The sequence below is a fragment of the Microbacterium sp. NPDC057407 genome, from assembly GCF_042803895.1.
Classification (GTDB): domain Bacteria; phylum Actinomycetota; class Actinomycetes; order Actinomycetales; family Microbacteriaceae; genus Microbacterium.
In genome coordinates, this window is sequence record NZ_JBHVCA010000003.1 from 67,248 (window position 1) to 89,792 (window position 22,545).

Below are 22,545 nucleotides of genomic sequence, written 5' to 3' on the forward strand. Positions count from 1 at the left end.
GCACAGGTCGCCGCCAAGTCTATCCGCGCCGTCCGGGGAGCCATCCGGCGGCAGGGGGCGGCCGACCCTTCGCCGGGGGTCGGCCGGCGGCGAGGGCCGACCGCGGGCTCAGCTGATGTAGATCTGCGCGTTGTCGATGAAGCGGTGCCCCGCCACGGTCGCCGCGATCAGCGCGAGCGCGCGCCCCTGGTGGCCCTCGTCGACGGGGAGGAACGTGTCGGGGTCGACGACGCTGAGGTACTCGAGCCGGATGCGCGGCTCGCCCATCAGGGCGGACTGGGCGGCGGCGATGCATGCGTCGACGCCGCGGTCGGCGTTGGAGGCGGCGGCGTCCAGAGCGGCGGGAAGGAGACCCGCCGCGGCGAGGTCGCGGTCTTCGAGCATGCCGACCCGGGTCGAGATGGGGAGGCCGTCGTCGCCGCGCACGGTCTCGACCGTGACGACCTCCACATCGAAGAAGAGATCCCGGATCATACGGCGCACCAGGAAGATCCGCTGCGGGTCGCGCTCACCGTAGACGACGACGTCGGGGCGCACGAGGTGGAGAAGCTTCGCCTCGACCGTGAGCAGGCCGTCGAAGTAGAACGGACGCGCGCGACCCTCGTACCGCAGCCCCAGGTCGCCGGCGCTCACTTTGGTGGTCGCCGAGCCGTTGGGCAGCAGCTCGGAGGTCTCGGGTGCGAACACGACATCGACCCCGAGGGACTCGAGCAGGCGCTCGTCTTCTTCGGGGGTGCGCGGATACGCCGCGAACTCCGCGGACGTGGCGAAGCGGAGGGGGTTCACGAACGACGAGACCACGACGATCTCGGCGACCTCCCGCGCCCGGTGCACGAGGTCGATGTGACCGTCGTGGAGAGCGCCGATCGTCGAGATGAGCGCCACCCTCGCGCCCTGCGGTGCGGCGGCGCGCGCCTCGGACAGGCGGGTGCGCAACTCGGCGACCGTGCTGATCATCCGTCGATCGTAGCGGTGGGGTCGTCCGGCGTCCCGGAACCCGCCTCGGCGAGCGCGTGGTCGATGGTCGAGTGCACGAGTGCCGAGAGGTACGCCCCGGGATTCGGCACGCCCGATTCGCGCAGCAGACCGGCCGCCTGGCGAACGATGGATCGCGAGAACTCGGTCGCCGCGCCGACCGCCTCGGCGTACGTGGGCCGATCCGCCTCGGCGACGACGACCGGCTCGCATCCCAGTTCGACCGCGAGCGCCTGCGCGATCGGAAGGACCGGACCCGGCGCGGTGACCGCGGCATACGCCGTCGAGAGCTGCCGCAGGTCCATCGACGTGCCCGTGAACACCACCGCGGGATGCACCGCGAGCGGGATCGCGCCGAGAGCGACCGCGGGAGCGAGCACGCTCGTGCCGAACGCGGGGTCGGTGTGCAGCACCAGCTGCCCCGGCTGCCACGCCCCCAGCGTCGCCAGGCCTGAAACGAGGCCCTCCAGCTGGTCGTGCGGCACGGCGACGATCACGAGCTCGCTTCGACGGGCGACCTCCGTGGCGTCGAGTGTCGGAACCCCGGGGAGGATCGCTTCCACGCGCTCCGGATCCGACCCAGGGGTGACGCCGACGAGGGCGTGCCCGGCGCCGGCGAGTGCCGCGCCCACCACCGGTCCCACACGTCCCGCGCCGATGATGCCGACGCCGAGGCGTCCGTCGCGCCTCACCGGTCGCCCTGCCTGTCTTCGACCGCAGGAGTTGTGCCCGAAACAGGAGCAACTGCGCCGGAACGTCCTGTCGCCGGCGGATCTCCTGGGGCGCGAGAACCACCGACCCCCGCCGCGACGCGCCCGGGCGCGGCACCCGCCTCGGCCGCCTCCGCCCAGCGGTGCGTGCGGTCGCTGGACGCTGCGCGCACGGCGCCCGCCGACACCTCCACGAACGCCCGCAGCGCCACCTCCCGGTCGATGGCGGAAAGGTTCGGCAAGACGGGGCCGCTCACGACGTGGGCGCGCAGCGTCGCGACGTTCGAGGCGCGGTCCAGGGGTCCCTGATGCACGGCGAGACTCTGCAGGCGCGCAAGCGGGAGGATGGTCAGCTTTCGCCACAGGATGCCCCGGCGCAGCAGCAGCAGATCCGGAGTCAGCAGCAGGCCGTTGCGGCGCCACGACAGCGGACGGATCCACCAGGCGCGCCGGGGCGTGTTCGTGAAGGGGTCCGTCGCCACCGGCCCCAGCACCCCCTGCTGGACGATGAGCGGCCACTCCGCCTCGGGCACGTGCGGCTGGAGAAGCCGGAGCACCCGTTCGACGTCCGTCCGCGTGCCGACCGGCAGCACGGTCGTGAACTGGTCGGTGGTGCCGTCGGTCGAACTGCGTCCGGTGAGCCGGTTGATGCGGATCGTCCACCACCCGGCGGGCCGCCACAGGATCGGCTGGGTCACCTCGAGCGCGTGCACCCGACCGGGCGGCACGATCTCCGTCACCGTCGTCAGCAGGCCGAACGTGATCCGCACGCCGTCGGCGGTCGGCGCGATCGAGTACCGCAGCGACCGCACGATCGAACGCACCCAGTACGCCGCGAAGCCGATGAGCGCGGGCACGAAGCCGAACAGCATCCACGTCGCGCCCATCGACGTGCCGACGACGACCGCGAGCGCGGCCAGCACGAGCATCACCGTCGAGAAGCTGACGACATGGGATGCCACGAGCCGCCCCACCGGGATGTCGACGACCGACTCGGGAACGTCGACGGGCGCCTCCGGGCCCTCGATCAGCCCTGTGATCTCGCGACCCACGGTCTGGCCCAGCGAAGCGAGACGACCGTCGGGCTGCGACGACGGCGCTGCGGCCGCGGCATCCGCCAGCCGTCGCCCCGACGCGAGACGCAGGATGTCCGCGCGGACGGCTTCGGCGTTCGACGTCGACAGGTACTCGAGCTTCACGTTCGCGTCGGCACCGGCGCCCACCACCTCGAGCTTGGCCGTGCCCAGCAGCCGCGCGATCATCGGGCGGGTCAGGTTCACGCCCTGCACGCGGTCGAGCGGAGCCCGGCGTTGTGTGCGGAACAGGATGCCGCTGCGCACCTCGACGTCGTCGTCGGTGATCCGGAAGGTGTGGAACCGCCACGACGTGTAGAAGACCGCGACGATCACGATGAGCGCACCCAGGACGGCCAGCACCGCCACCAGATACAGGTTGTTGGCGATGACGAAGTCGACGGGGTCGCCCGAGCCCTCCCACTCGGCGACCTCCTCCTCGATCTCGGGGTCGATGCCGGGAGCGAGCCACGGAAGGAAGAGGAAGATGAGGCGGTCACGCAGGTTCGCGACGACGACGCCGATCACCACGATGAGGAACAGCCCGCCGCGCAGCAACGGCGTCAGGGGGTGCAGCCGGTGCCACTCGCCGTCGCTGAGCGGAGAGCGCACCAGGTTCTGCGGCGGCGCGCTGGGCGAGAGCGAAGGGTCGGTCATAGTCCCGTGCGGCGGCTCTCGGCGACCGCCACCAGGTGGTCTCGCAAGGTCTCGGCGGTCGACTGATCGAGACCCGGGATCACCACGCCCGTCGACGCGGCCGCCGTGACGAACTTCAGCTGCGCGATCCGGAACCCGCGGTCCAGCGGACCGTGCGTGATGTCGACCAGCTGCATGCGTCCGTACGGCACGGCGACGAACCGCTGCCACAGGATGCCCCGGCGGAACACCAGGTCGTCCTCTCGCAGCTGGTACCCGATCGACCGCGCCTGACGCGGCAGGATCACGAGCGTCCACACGAGGATCACCGTGAGGATCCCGCCCGGGATCCAGGCCCACGTCTGCCCCATCAGCAACGCCAGGACCAGCGTCGCCACGATCACGACGAGAAGGAACGAGCCGGTCGAGATCAGCTGCACCCACACGTACTTCGGCGAGATCTGATGCCACACCCCCGGCTGGATCAGCCGGTTCGGCGAACGAGGCTCCGCCAGCCGGTCGAACGTCGGAGCCGGCGGAACCGTGCCCTCCGCGAGAGGCTCCGGCCGCACCGGCGCAGCCGGCGATCCGGGCGCGACTGCGTCAGGCAGCGCCTCCGGGCTGTTCGTCATCGTCGTCCTTCCGGATCGTGCACAGATGTTCCGCGACGAGCGCCGCCGCCACCAGGAGAGCGCCGCAGACCGCCGTCGCGATCACGGTCGCCATCGAGCCTAGCGAGGGAGTGACCGGCCGGCTCGTGAGGAACAGGAGCAACCCGACGGCCAGCCCCCCGATCGCCGCCCCCACGATGCTGGCAGCCTTCGCGAGCATCGCGACCCGTACCGCCCGGAACGGGTTGACCCCGCGACCGGAACCCCGGGTCGACCGGCGGATGGGTACCGCCAGCGCGACGACCGCCGCGCCCACGAGCAGGAGCAGGATCGGGAGCGACCACATCGGCGTGAACGTCGGCCGCCCGGCAGAGGTCAGCAGCTGGTCGACGAGGAAGCCGACCGCCGCCCCCAGCCCGGCGGCGACGATCAAGACCGCGGGACCGGTGCGCTTCACCGGTCCCCCCGCAGACGGGCCAGCGCCCGGTCGACACGGCCCACCCCGGGGAGCACCGCGTCCGGGTCCACCGCGAGCCACGGGCCGAGCACGAAGTCCCGTTCCCCCGCCCGCGGATGGGGCAGCTGCAGCGCCGGGTCGTCGCTGCGCAGGTCGCCATACGCGACGAGGTCGAGGTCGAGGGTGCGATCCCCCCACCGCACTCGCCGTTCCCGGCCGTGCCGCTCCTCGATCGCATGCAGGTAACCGAGCAGCACCGACGGGGCCAGACGGGTCGTCACGATCGCCACCGCGTTCAAGTAGGCGGGGGCCGAGGCATCCGGACCATCCAGTGTCACGGCGACGGACTCCACCGGCTCCGACGCGCGCACCCCGTCGACCAGCGGAAGTCGGCTCAGCTCGTCCACCGCAGCGGCGATCGTCGCGTGGCGGTCGCCCAGGTTCGCACCGAGCGCGACCACCGCCTCGACCGGGACGTGCCGCACGCGCGGCGCGTCGCCGTGGAATCCCTGAGCCAGTCGCCGGTTCACCGGTCACCTTTCGCACGATCGATCGTCACCGACACGTCGGAGAACGTCAGAGGGATCGGGGCCTCGGGCTTGTGCACGGTCACGCGCGCCGCGTCGACCAGCTCGTGCGACAGCACCTGATCGGCGATCCGTGCCGCGAGCGTCTCGAGCAGATTCACCGGCTCGCCCGCCACGATCGCGGCGATCTGCTCGGCCATCTCGCCGTAGTGAACGGTGTCGGCCACGTCGTCGCTCGCGGCCGCGCGACGCGTGTCGACCCGCAGCGTCACATCCACCACGAAGTCCTGTCCGTCTCGACGCTCCTCGTGGTAGACGCCGTGGCGTCCGAACACCCGCAGTCCGCTCAGCGTGATCTCGTCCGCGCCGCCCACCGGCTCTCCCCTTCCCACGCCTCGGCGACCCGCAGCGCGTCGCGTGTCGCGGCGACATCGTGCACCCGCACCGCCCACGCGCCCGCCTGCGCCGCCAGCACACTCGTCACCGCCGTCGCCAGATCGCGGCGACCCTCGTCGGGTTCGCCGTGCTCGGCGAGCCGGTCCGCGAGGAACCGCTTGCGGCTCGTGCCGACCAGCACCCGCGGGCCCAGACCGGCGATCCGCTCCGTGCCGCGCAGGACCGCCCAGTTCTGCTCGCCGCGCTTGCCGAAGCCGATCCCGGGGTCGACGATCACGCGCGACGGAGCGATCCCCGCCGCCGCCGCCGCCTCGACCCGCGCGGCCAGCTCAGCGAGCACCTCCGCCACCGGATCGTCGTACTCGGCCCGCGCGTACATCTCGGCCGACGGACCCCGCCAATGCCCGAGGACGACCTCCGCGCTCGTCGCGGCCACGGCGTCCAGCATCTCGGGGTCGGCCAGGCCACCCGACACGTCGTTCACGATCCGCGCCCCGGCCTCCACCGCCGCGACCGCGGTCGAGGCGTTCATCGTGTCGATGCTCACCGCGCACCCGGCGGCGGCGAGCTCGCGCACCACCGGCAGCACACGCTCGCGCTCCACCGCGGGGTCGACCCGCTCAGCACCCGGACGCGTAGACTCCCCGCCGACGTCGAGCAGGTGCGCGCCCTGATCGCGCAGCCACAGGCCGTGCGCCACGGCGGCCGAGGCATCCAGATACCGGCCGCCATCGCTGAAGGAGTCGGGCGTCACGTTGACGATGCCCATCACCAGCGTCATTCGCGACCCCCGCCGAGGCCGCTCGACAGCAGCGCGATCAGCTCGGCGCGGGCCACCGGGTTCGCCAGCTCGCCCCGCGCGGCGATCGTCACCGTCGACGTATCGGACTGCTGTCCGCCTCGCATCGTCACGCACTCGTGCGAGGCGTCGAGCACCACCAGCACACCGCGGGTGTCGAGGGATGCCGCGATCACGTCCGCGATCTGCTCCCCCAGGCGCTCCTGCACCTGGGGCCGCGACGCCAGGATCTCCACCACCCGCGGGAGCGCCCCGAGCCCCACGACCTTCTCGCCCGGCAGATAGGCGATGTGCGCGTGACCGCGGAACGGAAGCAGGTGGTGCTCGCAGACGGAACGGAACCGGATGTCGCGCAGCATCACCGCGCCGGACGGGAGCGTGTCGGGCGCCGGTCCGCGCGTCACCGAGATCGTGTGCGCGAGCGGTGCCGAAGCATCCGCCCCCACCCCCGCGAAGAACTCGCCGTACGCATCGGCCACCCGCTCCGGGGTCAGCCGAAGCCCCGGACGATCGGGATCCTCGCCGATCGCCTCGAGCAGCTCTCGGACGAGCGCGGCGATGCGCTCACGGTCGACGGCCACGGGCCGAGCCTACGCGGTCGCGGGACGCGCCTGACCGCTCGGCCGACGCTTGGGCGCCTTCTCGGGCGCCGGCTGCTCGGCCTCGGTCTGCGCCGCGGTGCCGATCGGCTCGCCGCGCACCGGCACCTGCACCGGAGGCAGCACCGACACCGGCCGCTGCTCGCTCGACAGCCACTGCGGGCGCGGGGGGAGGCGCTTGACGTCCTCGAAGATCTCGGCGATCTCGAGGTGGTCGAGCGTCTCTTTCTCGAGCAGCGCCAGCGCGAGCCGGTCGAGGATCTCACGGTTCTCGTTGAGCACGTGGTACGCCTCGTTGTGCGCCTGCTCGATCAGCCCGCGCACCTGCGCGTCGACCCGCTCGGCGATGCGCTCGGAGAAGTCGCGGCCGTGACCCATGTCGCGGCCCATGAACACCTCGCCGGACGACTGGCCGAGCTTCACCGGACCGACGTCCGTCGTCATGCCGTACTCGGTGACCATGCGCCGCGCGATGCTCGTCGCCTTCTCGATGTCGTTCGACGCGCCCGTGGTCGGGTCGTGGAACACGATCTCTTCGGCGACGCGTCCGCCCATCGCCCACGCCAGCTGGTCCTGCAGCTCGTTGCGGGTGACGGAGTACTTGTCGTCGAGCGGCATCACCATCGTGTACCCGAGCGCCTTGCCGCGGGGAAGGATCGTGATCTTCGTGACCGGGTCGCTGTGGTTCATGGCCGCCGCGACGAGGGCGTGACCGCCCTCGTGGTAAGCCGTGATCAGCTTCTCCTTGTCTTTCATCACGCGGGTGCGCCGCTGCGGACCGGCGATCACGCGGTCGATCGCCTCGTCGAGCGCGCGGTTGTCGATCAGCTGCGCGTTCGAGCGCGCCGTCAGCAGCGCCGCCTCGTTCAGCACGTTCGCGAGATCGGCGCCCGTGAAGCCCGGAGTCTTGCGCGCCACGACCTCGAGGTCGACGCCGTCGGCCAGCGGCTTGCCGCGACCGTGCACCTCGAGGATGCGCTGCCGGCCCTTGAGGTCGGGAGCATCGACACCGATCTGCCGGTCGAAGCGCCCGGGGCGCAGGAGCGCCGGGTCGAGGATGTCGGGACGGTTCGTCGCCGCGATGACGATGACGTTCGCCTTCGGGTCGAAGCCGTCCATCTCGACGAGCATCTGGTTCAGCGTCTGCTCGCGCTCGTCGTGCCCGCCGCCGAGACCCGCACCACGGTGACGACCGACCGCGTCGATCTCGTCGATGAAGATGATCGCCGGGGCGGTCTCCTTCGCCTGATTGAACAGGTCGCGCACCCGGCTCGCTCCGACGCCGACGAACATCTCGACGAAGTCCGACCCCGAGATCGAATAGAACGGCACGCCCGCCTCACCCGCGACCGCGCGGGCGAGGAGCGTCTTGCCGGTTCCGGGAGGGCCGTACAGCAGCACGCCCTTCGGGATGCGGGCGCCGACGGCCTGGAACTTCGCCGGGTCCTTCAGGAAGTCCTTGATCTCTTCGAGCTCTTCGATCGCCTCGTCGGCCCCGGCGACATCGCCGAACGTGACCTGCGGCATCTCTTTCGTGACCAGCTTCGCCCGCGACTTGCCGAACTGCATCACCTTGCTGCCGCCGCCCTGAGCCGACGACAAGAGGAACCAGAACAGCACACCCAGCAGGAGGATCGGGAGCAGCAGCGAGATGAAGCCGTCGAACCACGTCGCCCGCGGCACCGCGTCGTTGAATCCGTCGGCCGGCTCCGCCGCGTTGATCGCGTCGACGACCTCGTCGGCGCGCGCCGACACGTAGTAGAACTGCACGTCGGTGGCGCCCTCGTACTCCTCCGAGAGCTTCATGTCGACGCGCTGATCGCCATCGGTGTTCAGCACCTCGACGACCGTGCTGCCGTCGAGCAGCTCGAGCCCCTCCTGCGTGGAGATCTGCTTCGCGCTGTTCAGGCTCGAGATGAGCGAGAACCCCACGATGAGGAAGACCCCGATCAGCAGGACATAGAAGAGCGGGTTGCGGGTGATCTTCTTGAAGTCCATGGTGCGGGCGCCGGCCCGGTCCCTTTCGTCGAAAAGCCCGCTGCAGGGCGGACGGATGCCTCGGCAACGGTGGAATCAGGGTATCGCGGCGCTCCTATGACCAGTCTGTGCATTCGCCGACGGCGTAAGCCGCCGCCGAATCGGTTGTTGAGTAGCGCGAAGCGCGTATCGAAACACGCCGACGGCGTAAGCCGCCGCCGAATCGGCGACGCGGACCTCAGCTGTAGACGTGGGGCGCCAGCACCGCGACGTCGCGCAGGTTGCGGTAGCGCTCGGCGTAGTCGAGGCCGTAGCCCACGACGAACTCGTTCGGGATGTCGAACCCGACGTACTTGCAGTCGACCTGGACCTTCGCGGCATCCGGCTTCCGGAGCAGGGCGAACACCTCGATCGACGCGGCGCCGCGCGACGCGAAGTTCTCCAGCAGCCAGCTGAGCGTCAGACCGGAGTCGATGATGTCCTCGACGATGAGCACGTGCTTGTCGTGCAGGTCGGTGTCGAGGTCTTTGCGGATCTGCACCACACCGCTCGACTTCGTGCCGGCACCGTACGACGACACGGCCATCCAGTCCATCGGCGCGGTGGAGGGGAGGGCGCGGGAGAAGTCGGCCATGACCATGATGGCGCCCTTCAGCACGCCCACCAGCAGCAGGTCTTTGCCCTCGTAGTCGGCGGCGACGCGTGCGGCGATCTCGTCGAGCTTCTCCAGGATCTGCTCCTCGGTCACGAGGATGTCGGTCAGGTCGCTCTGGATGTCGGCCGCTCGCATGCAGCGATTCTAGGACGCTCCGCTGGGTGGGCCGTCCCCCGGTGCGCTGCGGGCGGTGAACTCGATCACGGCGCCGACGCGGCGGGCGCGGCACCCGGGCAGGTCGATGGGCCCCTGGCCCGACCAGTCCGTGACGAGCCTGGCGACCTCCAGCGTCTGCGACCGGGTGAGGCTCTCGTGGAACTCGCTGGCCACCACGTGCCGGATGATGCGGTGCCGCAGCGCCGCCGGGTTCGCGGCGAGCGCCCCCACCGACACCGCGATGCCCGCCTCGACGTGCTCGACGATGTCTTCGATGGTCTCCTCGATCATCTCGTCGAACGCCTCCGCGTCCTCGCGCAGCTGGGCGGCCGTGCGGGCCAGCGCCTCGGCGACGCCGGGGCCGAGTTCGGCCTCGAGCACCGGCAGCACCCTCTCGCGCACACGTACGCGCGCGAACCGCGGGTCGGAGTTGTGCGGGTCGTCCCACGGCGCGAGGTTCTGCGCCGTGCACGCCGCGCGCGTGGTCGCACGCCGCACCCCGAGAAGGGGGCGCAGCAGCTCGATCCCGTCGAGCTGTGCCGACGGGGCCATCGCCTGCAGGCTCGCGGCGCCGGCGCCCCGCGCCAGCCCGAGGAGGACGGTCTCGGCCTGGTCGTCGAGCGTGTGGCCCGTCACGATCGCCGCCGCGCCCTCCTGTCGCGCGGCTTCCCGCAGCGCTCGGTATCGGGCGTCGCGCGCGGCGGCCTCGGGACCGCCCGAGACGCCGACTTCGACGCGCACGACGCGAGCCTCGAGCCCGAGGGCGCCGGCGGCGCGTGCGGCGGCGGTCGCGGCATCCGCCGACCCTTCCTGCAGCCCGTGGTCGACGGTGACAGCCACCGCCCGCAAGCCGCGTTTCGGCGCCTCGAACGCCGTCGCGGCGGCGAGCGCCAGCGAGTCGGCGCCGCCCGACAGCGCGACGATCACCGTTGCACCCGCCGGGAGCGGGTCCAGTGCCGCCCGCACGGCGCGCCGCACCTCGGCGACCGCGGGGTCGAGTCCGGGGCGACGCTCATCCACCCGCCCACCGTACCGGCGGGATGGCGTGCACAACGTCGGCGTTCCGCCCACCGCGTGCCGCACCGGCCGCCGATGCGACCGGCCCGTCGACCAATCACCGACGTTGTGCCCGCGCCTGCTCCGCGACCATCGGCGCAGCGGGCGACGGGGCCGCCGCGACTAGGCTGGTCGGCGGCATCCACCGTCTTCAAGAAGGAGCACCACATGGGCGCTTACGACGCCGTCATCGAGATCCCGCGGGGCAGCCGCGTGAAGTACGAGGTCGACCACGGCACGGGCCGGGTGTTCCTCGACCGCATCCTCTACACCGCCTTCGGCTACCCGACCAACTACGGGTTCTTCGAGAACACGCTCGGTGAGGACGGCGACCCGCTCGACGTGCTGGTGCTGCTCGACTTCGACCTGGCCCCGGGCGTGCTCGCCTCGGTGCGGCCCGTCGGCGTCCTGAAGATGAGCGACGAGGCCGGCGGCGACGACAAGGTCGTGGCGGTGCTCGCCAAGGACCCGCGGTGGGCGCACATCCAGGACGTCGCCGACATCCCCGAGTACACCCGCAAAGAGATCGAGCACTTCTTCGAGCACTACAAGGACCTCGAGCCCAACAAGTGGGTCAAGGTCGACGAGTGGGCGAGCGCGGCCGAGGCGGAGCGTCTCGTGAGCGAGGCGTTCGAGCGCTTCGCGCAGCACGAGGGCGAGACCCGCACGCAGGGTGAGGGCGTCGCCCCGAACACCCTCTGACAAGCTTCAGATGCGAAGAGCGGATGCCGCGGCATCCGCTCTTCGTCGTTTCCGGCGTGGGACGACTCAGACCGAGATTCCGCGGTCGCCCATGAAATAGATGGGGTTGACGGTGCCGCCGTTGACGTAGACCTCGAAGTGCAGGTGGCAGCCGAAGGAGCTGCCCGTGTTGCCCTCGCTCGCGATGAGCTGACCGGCGCTGACCCGCTGGCCGTAGCCGACGAAGATGCCACCCGGGCGGATGTGGGCGTAGCCGGTGCCGATGCCGCCGCCGTGGTCGATCTTGATGTAATTGCCGTAGCCGCCGTTGCCGCCCGCGTAGACAACGACGCCCGCGGAGGCGGCGTAGATTCCGGCACCGCATCCGGCCGCGAGGTCGACGCCCGCATGGAAGCCGCTCGAGCAGTACCCGTTGCCGCACGTGACAGGACGGGGGCCGTAGCCCGAGCTCCGCCACCCCGCCGACGGCCGGGCCCAGCCGGAGCCGCCGACCGAACCGCCGCCACCGCCGCCGCCCTGGTTGAGCTTCTCGGCTTCTTCGCGCGCGCGGCGCTCGGCCTCTTCGCGAGCGCGGCGCTCGGCTTCTTCACGCGCCCTCACACCGGCCTGGTACTGCTTCACGGTGCGATTGGTGTTGTCGGTGAGAGCGGCGAGCTGCGCTTTGAGCTCGACCTGCTTGGCACGCTGCGCCTCGAGTGCGGCCTGCGCTTCGTCGGCGGCGCGCTGCGAGGCGATCATCTTCTCTTCGGCGATCTTCTGCAGCCGGTCGCGTTCGATCCGCTGCTCTTCGGCGAGGTTGCTGAGGCTCTGGGCCGCGTCACGAGCGGTGACCGCTTCGGCATAGACGGCCTGGTTGCGCTCGACGAGCTTGTCCATGGTGCCGAGGCGCGCGAGCAGGTCGTCGGCGTTCGCGGCCGATCCCGCGAAGAAGAGCTGGAGGGAGGTGTCGTCGCCGCCGTTGCGGTAGAGCTGCGCGGCGACGCGTCCCGCCTTGTTCGCCGCGTCGACGGCGGCGCGAGCCTGCTGGTCGGCTTCGCCCTGCAGCTGCTCGGCGCGATAAGCGGCGTCGAAGTACTCCTGCTGGGCGACGTAGAACTCGCCGGCGGCCTGCTCGGCGGCGGCCTTCTTGGCGGCGACGTCGTCGGCGAGGGCCCGGATGAGTCCCTGGATCTTGGTGACCTGAGCCTGCTTGGCGGCCTGGTTCGACTTGGCGCGCACGACGTCGTCCCACGAGGGATAGTCGACGGCGAATGCCGGGGCGATGAGCGGCCCGCCGATCGCACCCAGCGTGGCGAGGCCGATGGCGCCGAGCCCGAGCGCGCCGCGGCGGCTCATCGACGGCCAGAGCAGACGGCTTTCACGCGGAGACGGTGCGCAGCCGCACTCGTCGAGGGCGTCGTCGGTTTCCACCGGACCTCCCCTCGAGCCGTCGACGTGTTTCACAGTAGCAACATCAGTCACATCTGCAAACGGTCGGTTTCCACACCTGGTAGAGCCGCAGGCAGGCGGCCGTTCCGTCAGTGTCGCTCCGGAAAGGGCGGGATACAAGGACGCCACGCCCTCGATTGGCGCATTCGTTCGTCATTGCGTATGCTTGACCCTCGGTAAGCGTGAGCCCCTGGGGTTCATCCGGCCCCATCGTTTAGCGGCCTAGGACGCCGCCCTTTCACGGCGGTAGCACGGGTTCGAATCCCGTTGGGGTCACTCCGAAGCCCACAACTTAACAAGCATGGCCCTGTAGCGCAGTTGGTTAGCGTGCCGCCCTGTCACGGCGGAGGTCGCGGGTTCAAGTCCCGTCAGGGTCGCTCCAAGCGACGGGCCCTTTCTCGAGAGGGCCTTTCGTCTAGGACGCGGCGATCAGGTCGCCGCGCGGCTCTGTAGCTCAGTTGGTAGAGCGTTCGACTGAAAATCGAAAGGTCACCGGATCGATGCCGGTCGGAGCCACACGGGTGATCGTTACAATCACCCCAGGAACCCTCGCGTAGCTTCTACATCGCGGGGGTTTCGTCTTTCCCCGACGTTCCGTTGAGCGCTCCTGTCACGGCTGCGGGAGGTGCCCCGGAGAACCTGGCGAACGCCGTCAGCCCGCAGGCGCGTCCGCGACAGTCAGCACGATGAGCGGACTGTAGGCGATCATCTCGTCGACATCGTCCCTGCGCCACCGGCGGGCGGCGGCCTCGATAAGCGGCCGTGCCTCGCGGGGATCGGTGATGACCCGCGCTGTGGCAGGAACGTCGGCCGTGATGCCCTGCTTCAGATGCACGATGACGTGGGGGTCCGCGGTGATGTTGCGTATCCAGTCCCTGGTGCGGTCTCGCCGCGGCATCCCGGTGATGAACAGCACGCCATCCTCGTCGTGCAAGAAGATCTCGATGCGCCGCGGTAGCCCGGTACGCCGCCCGGTCGTCGTCAGGTCGATGAGCTGACTGCGGTGCAGAGCCTCGTTAACGTCGTTGTTCACACGTGGTGAAGCAATCTCGCCGCTGCGGGCATTCCAGTGGATTCGGGCCGCATGGCACCGCGAATCGGCGAAAACCCGCGCCGCACGGGAAGCGCCGTGATGACATCTGCTAGTCAGGACTGAGAATGTCGACACCCGAGAGACCCACGACGTCGCGCAGCACGCGACTGGCGAACGCCTTTGCGCTCAGCATCATCCAGGTGACGATCTGGCCGTTCGCGTACTTCTGGATGACCCTCCTCGGCATGTCCGTTGCCGGATGTGACGGGCAGTGCAACTACGTGGTGCTGGATCTCACTTACAACGGGGTCTGGTTGGTGTTTCTTCTCGTCGCGGCCCTCACGTTCGCTGTCCTGATGATCTGGCAGAAGCGAAGCCGGAAACTGTGGCCGATCGCGGTCTCCGGTTACGTCCTCGCGCTCCTCGTGGCATTTACGGCCGACAGGGTGATCTCCTGGGCGCTCAACGTCATCTGATCGCCGGACGAGCACCGAACCCACCGCACCCGAACAGCTCGGTTACGAGGACAGTCCGCGACCCATCGGTCCGAGTTCTTGACGGTTACATCGGACCGGCCGCCTTTCCCGAGGTGGAAAAGCATCAGCTGGGTGTCGCCGGCGGGCACGCCCTACGCGACCCGCACTTCCTTCCAGAAGGCGACGTAGTTCGAGAAGTCCTTCCCGACACGATCGAATGCCGTCGGATACGGCTCGGGGTAAGCCCACGCCCGGTCCTTGAGCGTCTCCCCGTCGACGACGACGTCGAAGTACTGGCACTCCCCCTTCCACGGACACAGATAGGGAGTGGGGCTTTCGACCAGCAGCTCGCGGTTCACCGCCTCGGGTGGGAAGTAGGCATTGCCCTCGATCCGGATGATCTCGTGGTCTGCGGCTTCCGCGATGACGACGTCACCGAGAGTTGCTTTCATCGTGAGCTTCCTTCCTCTGATCGATTCCTCCACGCTAAAGCGCGCCCAGACCGCGAGGGCCGTTCGGAGGAAATCGTCATCCTGAAACGCCAGAAGCGCCTCTCGCCGCAGCGGGAGGCGCTTCTCGATCGTGGGCGCTGCTTACTTGAAGGCGTCCTTGACGTTCTCGCCCGCCTGCTTGAGGTTGGCCTCCGTCTGGTCGGCGCGGCCCTCGGCTTCGAGGCGCTCGTTGTCGGTACCCTTGCCGACGGCCTCCTTGGCCTTGCCGGTGGCTTCTTCCGCAGCGTTGCGCAGCTTGTCGTCGAGTCCCATAATCGTTCCTTTCGTCACGGATCCGGGCCCCTCCCGGGTCACTTCACGGTAGAGCGATCCCGCCGTGCGGCCGAGGGCTTGCGCCGCGCGCGATAATGCGGCAGTCGGATGCGAGCGGTGGTGCGCCAGGGGCGGCCGGATGCCTCGTGAGACGATGCATCCGATGGACAACGCAAACCTCGCCGAACTGCACGAGCTCCGCGCTCGCGCGTACGGGCCGGCAGCCGATATCGCCGACGATCCCGCGGCGCTCCAGCGGCTCGAAGAGCTCGAACGGGCGGTCGGCACGACAGCTGGCGCCGCCCCCGCCGAGCCTGTCGCGGCGACCGCCGTGGAGGTTCCGGAGGCGGGGGTGGAGGCATCCGAATTCACCCGTCGACCGGCGCAGGAGCCTGGCTCGGCGCCGGAGGCCCAGCCGGAGGCGGCCCCGGCGAAGGAGCGGTCGAAGAGGCCGAGGTCGCGACGACTGAAGCTGTGGTGGGCGCTGTCGCTGGTCGCGGCGGCCGCGCTTGCCGCGGGCGCGACCTACGCCCTCACGTATGTCGCGCCGATCGCGACGTCGAACGACGCCGAGCAGGTCGCGACGCTCGAGCCCGGTGCCCCGCTCGATGTTCCGGCGGGCTGGTTCGGCATCGGCCCCAGTTCGGCGACCTACGAGTTCTACGGGATGACGCTCTTCCAGACGACGTACGGCCCCACCGGCCCCGGCAACGACTGCTTCACGGTCGTGCCGACCGCGTCGCTTCCCGAGCCGGACGCCGACCCCGACAACTGGTCGTACAGCGGGCAGATGTACTCCGGCTGCCGTGTGGGCGATTTCCCCGCCACGATCGAGATGCCGATCGACAGCAACGCCCCGCGCGAGCTGACCGACGTCTACCCGATGGGCGGCGCGATCCAGTTCGTGCTCGACGGCGAGCGCGTCGGGGTGTTCGTCGACCGCGGGTGACTGAGGAAACACGCCGAGCGCGACGGCTTCCACGCGTCCGACCGCGGCGTTTCTCCTACCTTTCCGACACCGGGGAGCGGGCACAGCGCTCCCGCACCCGCACGGGCGAAGACAACGGATGCCTCGGCCACCGCGGGCCGAGGCATCCGTGTTCTGCGGCTCAATCGCGAACCGGGGCGATCCCGATCGCTCTCTCGTGCAGCTTCTCGAGGGCACCGGCCGCGGGCAGGCCCTCCCAGTCACCGACGGTCGCCTCGAGGCCGATCGCGAGCCCCAGTGCGTAGTCCGCGTAGAAGTCGGGCACGACCTTCAGCGCGGTGCGCCACGGGATCGGGTCGGGCGGGTCGGGCAGCGGCGGCAGCGGCTCCGGCTCGGGCGGGCAGATGTCGGGGATGTCGTCGAGCGCCACCCCCAGCAGCCGGGCGATGCCGGCCGCGCGGACGACCGCGAAGGCAGTCTTGAGCCCGTATCGCACCCCGAGGGCCACATCCGCGGGCGGGTCGGTCTGCGGATCGAAGTCACCGGAGCGAACCGCGTACGCCCCGATCTCCTTCGGAGGGAGCGGCTGCGGGTTGAGCGCGACCTTGCCCAGCGGACCGCCCGGTCCGATGATCTCCTCCCAGAGACTGGGGTGACGGTCGGCGAGGATCGCCCAGAGGGCGGTGTTGCGGAGAGATGTGCGAGGTGCCATGGCGGCTCCCCCCTTCCGGGCCCTTTCCCGTGGGCCCACCCGGCCCTGTCGGGCCACGACGACCCGACCTGCTCGGGTCATGGGGGAAGAGAGCGTCGCGGGCGATCGAGATACAGCCGGCGTCACGAACGCGCGACGTCAGCCGCCGGCCCGACTCGCCTGCAGCGCACGCTCGAACGCGGCCACCGAGCCGTCGAGTCCACGCAGCAGCTCGGCGGTGAGCGCCACCGTCATCGACCCGTCGGCGCGGTGGGCGATCACGACGGGAAGAGGGATGCCTCGTGTCGCCGATCGCAGCGGCTCGTCCAGCTCGTTGCGGTGCATGACGACGAGCGGCACGCTCAGTCGGCGGACCATGCGATCCCATTCCGGCTTGCGGCGGAGCGGAGAGTGGGTGATGTCGCAGAGCGCGCACTCCGCCGACCCGAAGAGGTGGCCGAACACATAGCGGATCTCGCCGGCGAGCCCGCCGTCCGCGTTGTAGATGCCCGAGTACCGGGTGATCCGGGCGTCGTCGGGCGGCTGAGCCGCGTCACTGTTAGGCACACTCGACACGATACGGCTCCTACGCAGGGCGAGGGCGGTGGAACGGATGCCGCGGCCGACGCGCGACGGTCAGTCCCGCGCGGCTCGTTCCGCGGAAGAAGCGGATATCGCCGCACTGACGGCGATATCGAAGTCCTCGGCCGCCAGCATGCCGTTCGCGCCCGCGCCGGCCATCGATCCGGACCCCATCGATACCGGGACATTGGCGAAGGGCGCGATGACGTTGCCTGCGGCGAAGACACGCCTATGGCTGGTCCCTCCTCTGAGGTCGGCGGCGAGGGCGCTGCCCGGACCATCGACACGAGCCAGATCCAGCCCGTCCGCGAGTTCGATGTTCAGTACCGGCGAACCACCGGCGAACAGGGCGTCGACCAGGTGCTCCTCGCCATCGTCGGTCACGACCGCAAGCCCGTCCGGACGATGATCAACGCGGACCACCGTCGCGGAGACGACGCCCACTCCGCGCGCGGCAAGCCGTGAGTTCGCCGCGTCGTCGAGCGGCTCGACCGAGGCGGTGAACGCCGTCACATCGTCGGAGAGCTGTCGTACGAGTTCGAGCTGGTGCTTGCTCGCCTCTGACATCAGAAGCACTCCGAGCCGTTGCCCCGCGACCTCCCAGCCGTGGCAGTACGGGCAGTGCAGCACTGTCCGTCCCCACTGCCCCGCAAGTCCCGGCACGTCCGGCAGGTGATCGATGATGCCGGACGCGATGACGACCGCCCTGGCGCGATCCACCGAGCCGTCTTCGCGGGTCACGGTCATCCGGTCTCCACCGTCTGACAGCTTCGCAACGGTCCCCACTGCGAACTCGACCCCGTAGCGCCGGGCCTCGGCGCGACCGGTTTCGAGCAGAGCCATCGGGTCGACCCCGTCGTGTCCGAGCACCCCATGCATGCGGGCCGCGAACCGGTTGCGCGGCAGCCCCGCGTCGATCACGAGCGTGCGCCGCTTCGAGCGCCCCAGCATCTGCGCTGCGCTGAGCCCGGCGGCGCCGCCGCCGATGACCACCGCATCCCATTCATCCGTCATGTCTCCAGCGTTCGCGGGTCGGGGCCGAGGAGCAAATGCGCTTGCCGAAACAGCAAGATAGGTTCATGGATGCAGCATTGGCGCAGATAGGACCACGTCTCCGTGCCGCTCGGCGCAAGCGGGGCTGGACTCTCGACCACTTGGCCACCCGCGCCGGCATGTCGATGAGCACTCTTTCCCGGCTCGAGTCCGGCAAGCGACAGGCATCGCTCGAGCTGCTCCTGCCCCTGACGCGGGAACTCGGCATTGGCATCGACGACCTCTTGCCCGATCGCAACGCAGACCCGAGAGTGCGGCGAGCGATCGAGCGCCGCGCCGGCATGATCGTCGCGCCGCTCACGCTCGAGCATGCGCCCGTCCGCACCTACAAGATCACCTACGCCCCAACCGCGAGCGCACCGCCCTCCCGCGTTCACGAAGGCTACGAGTGGCTCTACGTACTGAGCGGGAGTCTGCGGCTCGTGCTCGACGACCGCGAGCACATCATGGAGCGGGGCGAGGCAGCGGAGTTCGATACGCGGATGCCGCACAGCCTCAGCGCGACAGCGGACGGCCCCGCCGAGGTGATCAGCATCTTCAGCGAATCCGGCGAGCGCATGCACACACACGCCACCCCGTGAGCGACGCGTCGCCGGTCAGTCGCGCGCGGGCAGCTGTTGCAGCGTCCAGCGGTTGCCGTCGGGGTCGCTGAAGGTCACGAACCGGCCCCAGTCCTGCTCGTCGACGCCGCTCGCGTCTACTCCGGCCTCACGAAGCTGCGCCAGCGCGGCATCCGCATCCGACACCACCACCTGGATGTTGTCGAGGCCGCCCGGCTCGATCGTGCTGCCGAGCCCCGTGCCGATGGCGATCGAGCATGCCGAACCCGGCGGGGTGAGCTGCACGAACCGAACGCCGTCATAAGGCACGGAATCGTGATCGGCGTGGAAGCCGATGCCGGTGTAGAAGTCCTTGGCACGGTCGACATCCGACACGGGCACGAAAATGAGCTCGATCTTCCAGTCCATGACGTCTCCTCCGATCCACATGGCGGCGCGGTGCCGCCTTGAGGCCAGGGTAGGAGGCGACCCGGACAGATCCTGTCCGCGAACGTACCCGTTACAGACCCGGCGGCAAGCCTTTCCCGCGGGGTGCTGACGGACTGCTACGCTGGCCCGACAGCCCCACCGCATCTTCGCCGGAACGGGTCCTGTTCTCCTCTCAGCGCATCACGGCCGACGGCATCGAAGCGGCCAACCTCAAGAAATGCGCAAGACCTTGAAAATGAGGCTGTCCCCCATATGGGGGACAAGGTACATTGTTCCTGTTGCGAATCCCGGGCATCTGGGGAAACGACTTCTGGGGAGTCAGCCCGGGTTCGCATCGACAATGGGGGAACGCGATCTGGGGTCGCGGAAACTTTCCGCAATGGGGATGCGGACGGCCTCCTCGGGAGAGACGGAATCACCGATCTCCCGGGGAGGTCGACATCGTTAACGCCATCACGGCGCCCGGCCGAGGCATCCGGAATCGGGGCGACGGCGACCGCCTACGAGACGCTGACGTCCACCTGGATCTCGGCCGCCAGCCGCTCGATCACCGCCGCGACGGCCGACACGTCCACGTCGGCGGGTGCAACGGCGACGACGGATGCCTCGAACAGGCGTCCACCGGCCATGGCGGCGTCGCGCGTCTCGGTCGCCATCCGCTCGATGCTCAGACCCTGCGAGCTGAGCGCCGACGACAACTCCCGCACGATGCCAGGGTGATCGTTGCCGAGGACGTGCAGTTCGAGGTGCCGGCCCTCGCGGGGCGGTCGGCCCTCGGCCGCGGGCACGGCCACCGTGTGCAACCCGTCGAGCGCCGCGAGCGCCTCACGCAGCGCGTCGGCCCGTTCGGCGGGCACCGCCACCTCGACGATGCCGGCGAACGCGCCCGCCAGTTCGGCGAGCTCGCTGTTCTCCCAATTGCCGCCGTGGGCTGCGACGACCTCGGCGACCGAGGCGACGATCCCTGAGCGGTCGCTGCCGACGAGCGTGAGCACGAGAGTTGTCATGCGCCACAGCGTAGCGAGCGACTCCGTCCCGGGTCAGGCCCGCTGCAGCTCCGCCGGCGCGGGAAACGGCAGGCGATATCGATCGAGGTCCGCGCCGACCGCGGAGGCTGCGCCGAACTCGTCCGCCACCACGGTGACTCCCCGCGGGCTGGCTTCGGCGATGCGCACCGGACGACGGGTGCCGTCGGGCAGGCGGAGCGTCCACCGCTCGGCCAGGTAGCCGATGCCCAGGTCGTCGAGCAGCTCCTCGGCGTCGAGCCAGTCGATCGGCTCACCGGTGAGCTCGCGGCCGAGCAGATCGTGCACGCGGAACCCCTCGCCGTCGGCCACCATCCACCCGAGGACCTCACCGTCGCCGCGGCGATGTTCGATCCAGTCGGAGGGGAGCACGGCGGCGAGCGTAGCAGGCGGCCGGGACGCCGGGCGCATGTTACAGCCTCGTGACCGCGACGCACCGCGTCCGTTACATCTCTTTCGCCCGTCTGGGATTTCTGGCTAGAATCATGGAGCGTTCACTGGCCGTTCATGGTCGGCGTGCGTCATCCGCTTTGGGAGCGAATGACGCGCTGATGTATCACCAGCGTCACCATGGTGTTCAGTGAATGCATCCGCGGGGGGGCCTGCGGATCACTGGGGAACAATCTGGGGATGCATCGATGATTCGATGGCTGCGCGATTTCGCGCTTTCGCAAATCGGGGACAGGCTGTGAGCGCCGTCGAGAGCGCTCTTCCGGCCACGCTGCGCCCGGTGCCGGCATTCGGCACCGTCGCGGCACCGCTGCCGTTCGACCGCGCTTCGACCGTCACGCGGGTCACCCCGCGCTCGACGCCGACGCTCGAGCGACGACTGCTGTGGGAACGGCGGTACGTGAGGCGTCTGCGCTTCACCGACACCGCCATCGTGGTACTGGCCACGGCGCTCACGCCTGTCCTCCAACTCTCACTCATCGCGCCGGAGCTGCTCGCCGCCGATCCCTGGATCGTCGCGCGGATCCCGCTGATGACCGCGGCCTTCTGGCTGCTGGTGCTCGCGGCGTTCCACACCCGCGACCTCGACATCACCGGGTCGGGCGCGACCGAGTACAAGCGCGTGGCGCACGCCTCGGGACTGACCTTCGGCATCCTGGCGATCGCCTTCGTCGTGTTCCAGTGGCAGGGCATCCGCGCACAGCTCATCTTCGCGGCACCGATCGGCCTGCTCGCGCTGCTCATCGGCCGCTGGTCGTGGCGTCGCTGGCTGCACCACCAGCGACGTTTCGGTCACTACGTCTCGCGCACGCTGGTCGTCGGCAGCCACGATGACGTCAGCTACGTCGTCCGCACGCTCCAGCGCGACGGGCAGCTGGGCTACCTGGTGGTCGGTGCGACCGTCGCCGACTCGGACGACGAGTCGATCGTTGTCGACGGGCGCGCGTACAACGCGGTCGGCGACATCGAGAGCGTGGCACGCACGGCCGTCGAGCTCGGCGCCGACTCCATCATCATCGCGAGCCGGCCCGACACCGACCCGCAGTACATCAAGCGGCTGAGCTGGGAGCTCGAGGGGACCGCGGCCGAGCTGATCCTGTCGAGCCGTCTGGCCGACGTCGCCGGCCCGCGCATCTCGCTGCGCCCGGTCGACGGCCTGCCGCTCATCCACGTCAAGATCCCGCGCTTCGAGGGCGGCCGTCTCGCGCTCAAGCGCACGATGGACATCGCCGTGGCGAGTGTCGCACTCCTGGCCTTCCTGCCGTTCGCCATCATCATCGCCGCGGCGATCCTGATCGAGGACGGCGGACCGGTGTTCTTCTCGCAGAAGCGCATCGGCCGCGACGGCCGGGAGTTCCGCATCCTCAAGTTCCGCTCCATGCGCACCGACGCCGAGCAGCAGCTCGACGCACTGCTCGCCGCAAACGAGGGCGCCGGGCCGCTGTTCAAGATGAAGGACGACCCGCGCGTCACCCGCGTGGGGCGCATCCTGCGCAAGCTCTCGCTCGACGAGGTTCCGCAGTTCTGGAACGTGCTCGTCGGCGACATGAGCATCGTGGGGCCTCGTCCGCCGCTGCCGCGCGAGGTGCGGGCGTACGAGGGAACGGTCTTCCGTCGCCTGTACATCAAGCCCGGCATCACCGGACTGTGGCAGGTGAGCGGCCGCAGCGACCTCTCGTGGGAGGAGAGCGTCCGGCTCGACCTGCGCTACGTCGAGAACTGGTCGGCGATGAACGACCTCATGATCATGTGGCGGACCGCCCGAGTGATGGTCCAGCCGAAGGGAGCGTACTGACC

At 69.9% G+C, this 22,545-nt stretch carries 27 protein-coding genes and 3 tRNA genes; 8 read left to right on the forward strand and 22 right to left on the reverse strand.

The features are described from left to right. Positions 1–108: 108 nt before the first annotated feature. From panC to tilS, 12 genes are all read right to left on the reverse strand, one after another. The gene (gene panC, locus ACFUTX_RS09115) at positions 109–957 is read right to left on the reverse strand and encodes a pantoate--beta-alanine ligase (RefSeq protein ID WP_378863096.1); all 849 of its coding nucleotides are present in this window, start codon (positions 955–957) and stop codon (positions 109–111) included. Then, positions 954–1,667 carry a DUF2520 domain-containing protein gene (locus ACFUTX_RS09120; RefSeq protein WP_378863099.1) on the reverse strand — a complete coding sequence of 238 codons (714 nt, stop codon included), beginning with the start codon at positions 1,665–1,667 and terminating at the stop codon, positions 954–956. Before ACFUTX_RS09120 ends, panC begins: the two co-directional genes overlap by 4 nt. After that, on the reverse strand, positions 1,664–3,415 hold the full coding sequence (locus tag ACFUTX_RS09125; protein ID WP_378863102.1) for a PH domain-containing protein: 1,752 nt from the start codon (positions 3,413–3,415) through the stop codon (positions 1,664–1,666). Before ACFUTX_RS09125 ends, ACFUTX_RS09120 begins: the two co-directional genes overlap by 4 nt. Further along, on the reverse strand, positions 3,412–4,026 hold the full coding sequence (locus ACFUTX_RS09130) for a PH domain-containing protein (RefSeq protein ID WP_378863105.1): 615 nt from the start codon (positions 4,024–4,026) through the stop codon (positions 3,412–3,414). Before ACFUTX_RS09130 ends, ACFUTX_RS09125 begins: the two co-directional genes overlap by 4 nt. Continuing rightward, the gene (locus tag ACFUTX_RS09135; RefSeq protein ID WP_378863108.1) at positions 3,998–4,462 is read right to left on the reverse strand and encodes a DUF3180 domain-containing protein; all 465 of its coding nucleotides are present in this window, start codon (positions 4,460–4,462) and stop codon (positions 3,998–4,000) included. The genes ACFUTX_RS09130 and ACFUTX_RS09135 overlap by 29 nt, the downstream gene beginning before the upstream one ends. After that, on the reverse strand, positions 4,459–4,992 hold the full coding sequence (gene folK, locus ACFUTX_RS09140) for a 2-amino-4-hydroxy-6-hydroxymethyldihydropteridine diphosphokinase (RefSeq protein ID WP_378863111.1): 534 nt from the start codon (positions 4,990–4,992) through the stop codon (positions 4,459–4,461). Before folK ends, ACFUTX_RS09135 begins: the two co-directional genes overlap by 4 nt. Then, positions 4,989–5,363 carry a dihydroneopterin aldolase gene (gene folB, locus ACFUTX_RS09145; protein ID WP_378863114.1) on the reverse strand — a complete coding sequence of 125 codons (375 nt, stop codon included), beginning with the start codon at positions 5,361–5,363 and terminating at the stop codon, positions 4,989–4,991. Before folB ends, folK begins: the two co-directional genes overlap by 4 nt. Then, positions 5,336–6,166, reverse strand: coding sequence for a dihydropteroate synthase (gene folP / locus ACFUTX_RS09150; protein WP_378863117.1), 831 nt, complete (start codon positions 6,164–6,166; stop codon positions 5,336–5,338). Before folP ends, folB begins: the two co-directional genes overlap by 28 nt. Further along, entirely contained in the window at positions 6,163–6,765 is a 603-nt protein-coding gene (gene folE / locus ACFUTX_RS09155; RefSeq protein WP_378863120.1) for a GTP cyclohydrolase I, read from the reverse strand. The genes folP and folE overlap by 4 nt, the downstream gene beginning before the upstream one ends. Positions 6,766–6,774: 9 nt before the next feature. Then, positions 6,775–8,781, reverse strand: a complete 2,007-nt coding sequence (ftsH, locus tag ACFUTX_RS09160; RefSeq protein ID WP_378863123.1) for an ATP-dependent zinc metalloprotease FtsH — start codon at positions 8,779–8,781, stop codon at positions 6,775–6,777. Between the two features lie 217 nt (positions 8,782–8,998). Then, positions 8,999–9,550 carry a hypoxanthine phosphoribosyltransferase gene (hpt, locus tag ACFUTX_RS09165; RefSeq protein ID WP_378863126.1) on the reverse strand — a complete coding sequence of 184 codons (552 nt, stop codon included), beginning with the start codon at positions 9,548–9,550 and terminating at the stop codon, positions 8,999–9,001. Positions 9,551–9,559: 9 nt separating this feature from the next. Continuing rightward, positions 9,560–10,591 carry a tRNA lysidine(34) synthetase TilS gene (gene tilS, locus ACFUTX_RS09170; RefSeq protein ID WP_378863129.1) on the reverse strand — a complete coding sequence of 344 codons (1,032 nt, stop codon included), beginning with the start codon at positions 10,589–10,591 and terminating at the stop codon, positions 9,560–9,562. A gap of 204 nt (positions 10,592–10,795) precedes the next feature. Between tilS and ppa the strand changes: the two genes are divergently transcribed. Next, positions 10,796–11,329 (forward strand): inorganic diphosphatase, encoded by a 534-nt coding sequence (gene ppa / locus ACFUTX_RS09175; protein ID WP_378863132.1) that lies wholly within the window; start codon positions 10,796–10,798, stop codon positions 11,327–11,329. Between the two features lie 66 nt (positions 11,330–11,395). On the opposite strand, the gene ACFUTX_RS09180 is transcribed toward ppa, so the two are convergent. Next, positions 11,396–12,739 (reverse strand): peptidoglycan DD-metalloendopeptidase family protein, encoded by a 1,344-nt coding sequence (locus tag ACFUTX_RS09180; protein ID WP_378863135.1) that lies wholly within the window; start codon positions 12,737–12,739, stop codon positions 11,396–11,398. Between the two features lie 221 nt (positions 12,740–12,960). Between ACFUTX_RS09180 and ACFUTX_RS09185 the strand changes: the two genes are divergently transcribed. The 3 genes from ACFUTX_RS09185 (at position 12,961) to ACFUTX_RS09195 (ending at position 13,273) form a co-directional block, all read left to right on the forward strand. After that, a tRNA-Glu gene (locus ACFUTX_RS09185) sits at positions 12,961–13,033 on the forward strand. A 27-nt stretch (positions 13,034–13,060) separates the two neighbouring features. Next, positions 13,061–13,134: transfer RNA gene (locus ACFUTX_RS09190), tRNA-Asp, on the forward strand. Positions 13,135–13,200: 66 nt separating this feature from the next. Further along, a tRNA-Phe gene (locus ACFUTX_RS09195) sits at positions 13,201–13,273 on the forward strand. Between the two features lie 136 nt (positions 13,274–13,409). Here the strand turns inward: ACFUTX_RS09195 and ACFUTX_RS09200 are convergent. Beyond that, positions 13,410–13,925, reverse strand: coding sequence for a nitroreductase family deazaflavin-dependent oxidoreductase (locus ACFUTX_RS09200; protein WP_378863138.1), 516 nt, complete (start codon positions 13,923–13,925; stop codon positions 13,410–13,412). Between ACFUTX_RS09200 and ACFUTX_RS09205 the strand changes: the two genes are divergently transcribed. Continuing rightward, on the forward strand, positions 13,916–14,266 hold the full coding sequence (locus tag ACFUTX_RS09205) for a hypothetical protein (protein WP_378863141.1): 351 nt from the start codon (positions 13,916–13,918) through the stop codon (positions 14,264–14,266). The two genes, ACFUTX_RS09200 and ACFUTX_RS09205, sit on opposite strands and share 10 nt — an antisense overlap. A gap of 152 nt (positions 14,267–14,418) precedes the next feature. Here the strand turns inward: ACFUTX_RS09205 and ACFUTX_RS09210 are convergent, their stop codons facing one another. Continuing rightward, entirely contained in the window at positions 14,419–14,718 is a 300-nt protein-coding gene (locus tag ACFUTX_RS09210; RefSeq protein ID WP_378863144.1) for a DUF427 domain-containing protein, read from the reverse strand. Between the two features lie 141 nt (positions 14,719–14,859). Continuing rightward, on the reverse strand, positions 14,860–15,030 hold the full coding sequence (locus tag ACFUTX_RS09215) for a CsbD family protein (protein ID WP_378863147.1): 171 nt from the start codon (positions 15,028–15,030) through the stop codon (positions 14,860–14,862). Between the two features lie 163 nt (positions 15,031–15,193). On the opposite strand from ACFUTX_RS09215, the gene ACFUTX_RS09220 reads away from it, so the two are divergent. Continuing rightward, positions 15,194–15,979, forward strand: a complete 786-nt coding sequence (locus tag ACFUTX_RS09220) for a hypothetical protein (RefSeq protein WP_378863150.1) — start codon at positions 15,194–15,196, stop codon at positions 15,977–15,979. Between the two features lie 160 nt (positions 15,980–16,139). Here ACFUTX_RS09220 and ACFUTX_RS09225 read toward each other — a convergent pair whose 3' ends face one another. The 3 genes from ACFUTX_RS09225 to ACFUTX_RS09235 form a co-directional block, all read right to left on the reverse strand. Beyond that, positions 16,140–16,670, reverse strand: coding sequence for a hypothetical protein (locus ACFUTX_RS09225; RefSeq protein ID WP_378863153.1), 531 nt, complete (start codon positions 16,668–16,670; stop codon positions 16,140–16,142). Positions 16,671–16,808: 138 nt separating this feature from the next. Continuing rightward, entirely contained in the window at positions 16,809–17,216 is a 408-nt protein-coding gene (locus tag ACFUTX_RS09230) for a hypothetical protein (RefSeq protein WP_378863156.1), read from the reverse strand. Between the two features lie 69 nt (positions 17,217–17,285). Further along, on the reverse strand, positions 17,286–18,245 hold the full coding sequence (locus tag ACFUTX_RS09235; protein ID WP_378863159.1) for an NAD(P)/FAD-dependent oxidoreductase: 960 nt from the start codon (positions 18,243–18,245) through the stop codon (positions 17,286–17,288). A 65-nt stretch (positions 18,246–18,310) separates the two neighbouring features. On the opposite strand from ACFUTX_RS09235, the gene ACFUTX_RS09240 reads away from it, so the two are divergent. Next, entirely contained in the window at positions 18,311–18,865 is a 555-nt protein-coding gene (locus tag ACFUTX_RS09240; RefSeq protein ID WP_378863162.1) for a helix-turn-helix domain-containing protein, read from the forward strand. 15 nt (positions 18,866–18,880) lie between these two features. Here ACFUTX_RS09240 and ACFUTX_RS09245 read toward each other — a convergent pair whose 3' ends face one another. The 3 genes from ACFUTX_RS09245 to ACFUTX_RS09255 all read right to left on the reverse strand — a co-directional run bounded on the left by ACFUTX_RS09245 (position 18,881) and on the right by ACFUTX_RS09255 (position 20,670). After that, entirely contained in the window at positions 18,881–19,252 is a 372-nt protein-coding gene (locus ACFUTX_RS09245) for a VOC family protein (RefSeq protein ID WP_378863165.1), read from the reverse strand. Positions 19,253–19,773: 521 nt separating this feature from the next. After that, complete coding sequence (locus ACFUTX_RS09250) at positions 19,774–20,280, reverse strand: glycine cleavage system protein R (RefSeq protein ID WP_378863168.1); 507 nt, start codon at positions 20,278–20,280, stop codon at positions 19,774–19,776. Positions 20,281–20,313: 33 nt separating this feature from the next. Beyond that, positions 20,314–20,670, reverse strand: a complete 357-nt coding sequence (locus tag ACFUTX_RS09255; RefSeq protein WP_378863171.1) for a hypothetical protein — start codon at positions 20,668–20,670, stop codon at positions 20,314–20,316. Positions 20,671–20,986: 316 nt separating this feature from the next. Between ACFUTX_RS09255 and ACFUTX_RS09260 the strand changes: the two genes are divergently transcribed. Further along, positions 20,987–22,543, forward strand: a complete 1,557-nt coding sequence (locus ACFUTX_RS09260) for a sugar transferase (RefSeq protein ID WP_378863173.1) — start codon at positions 20,987–20,989, stop codon at positions 22,541–22,543. Positions 22,544–22,545 lie beyond the last annotated feature (2 nt).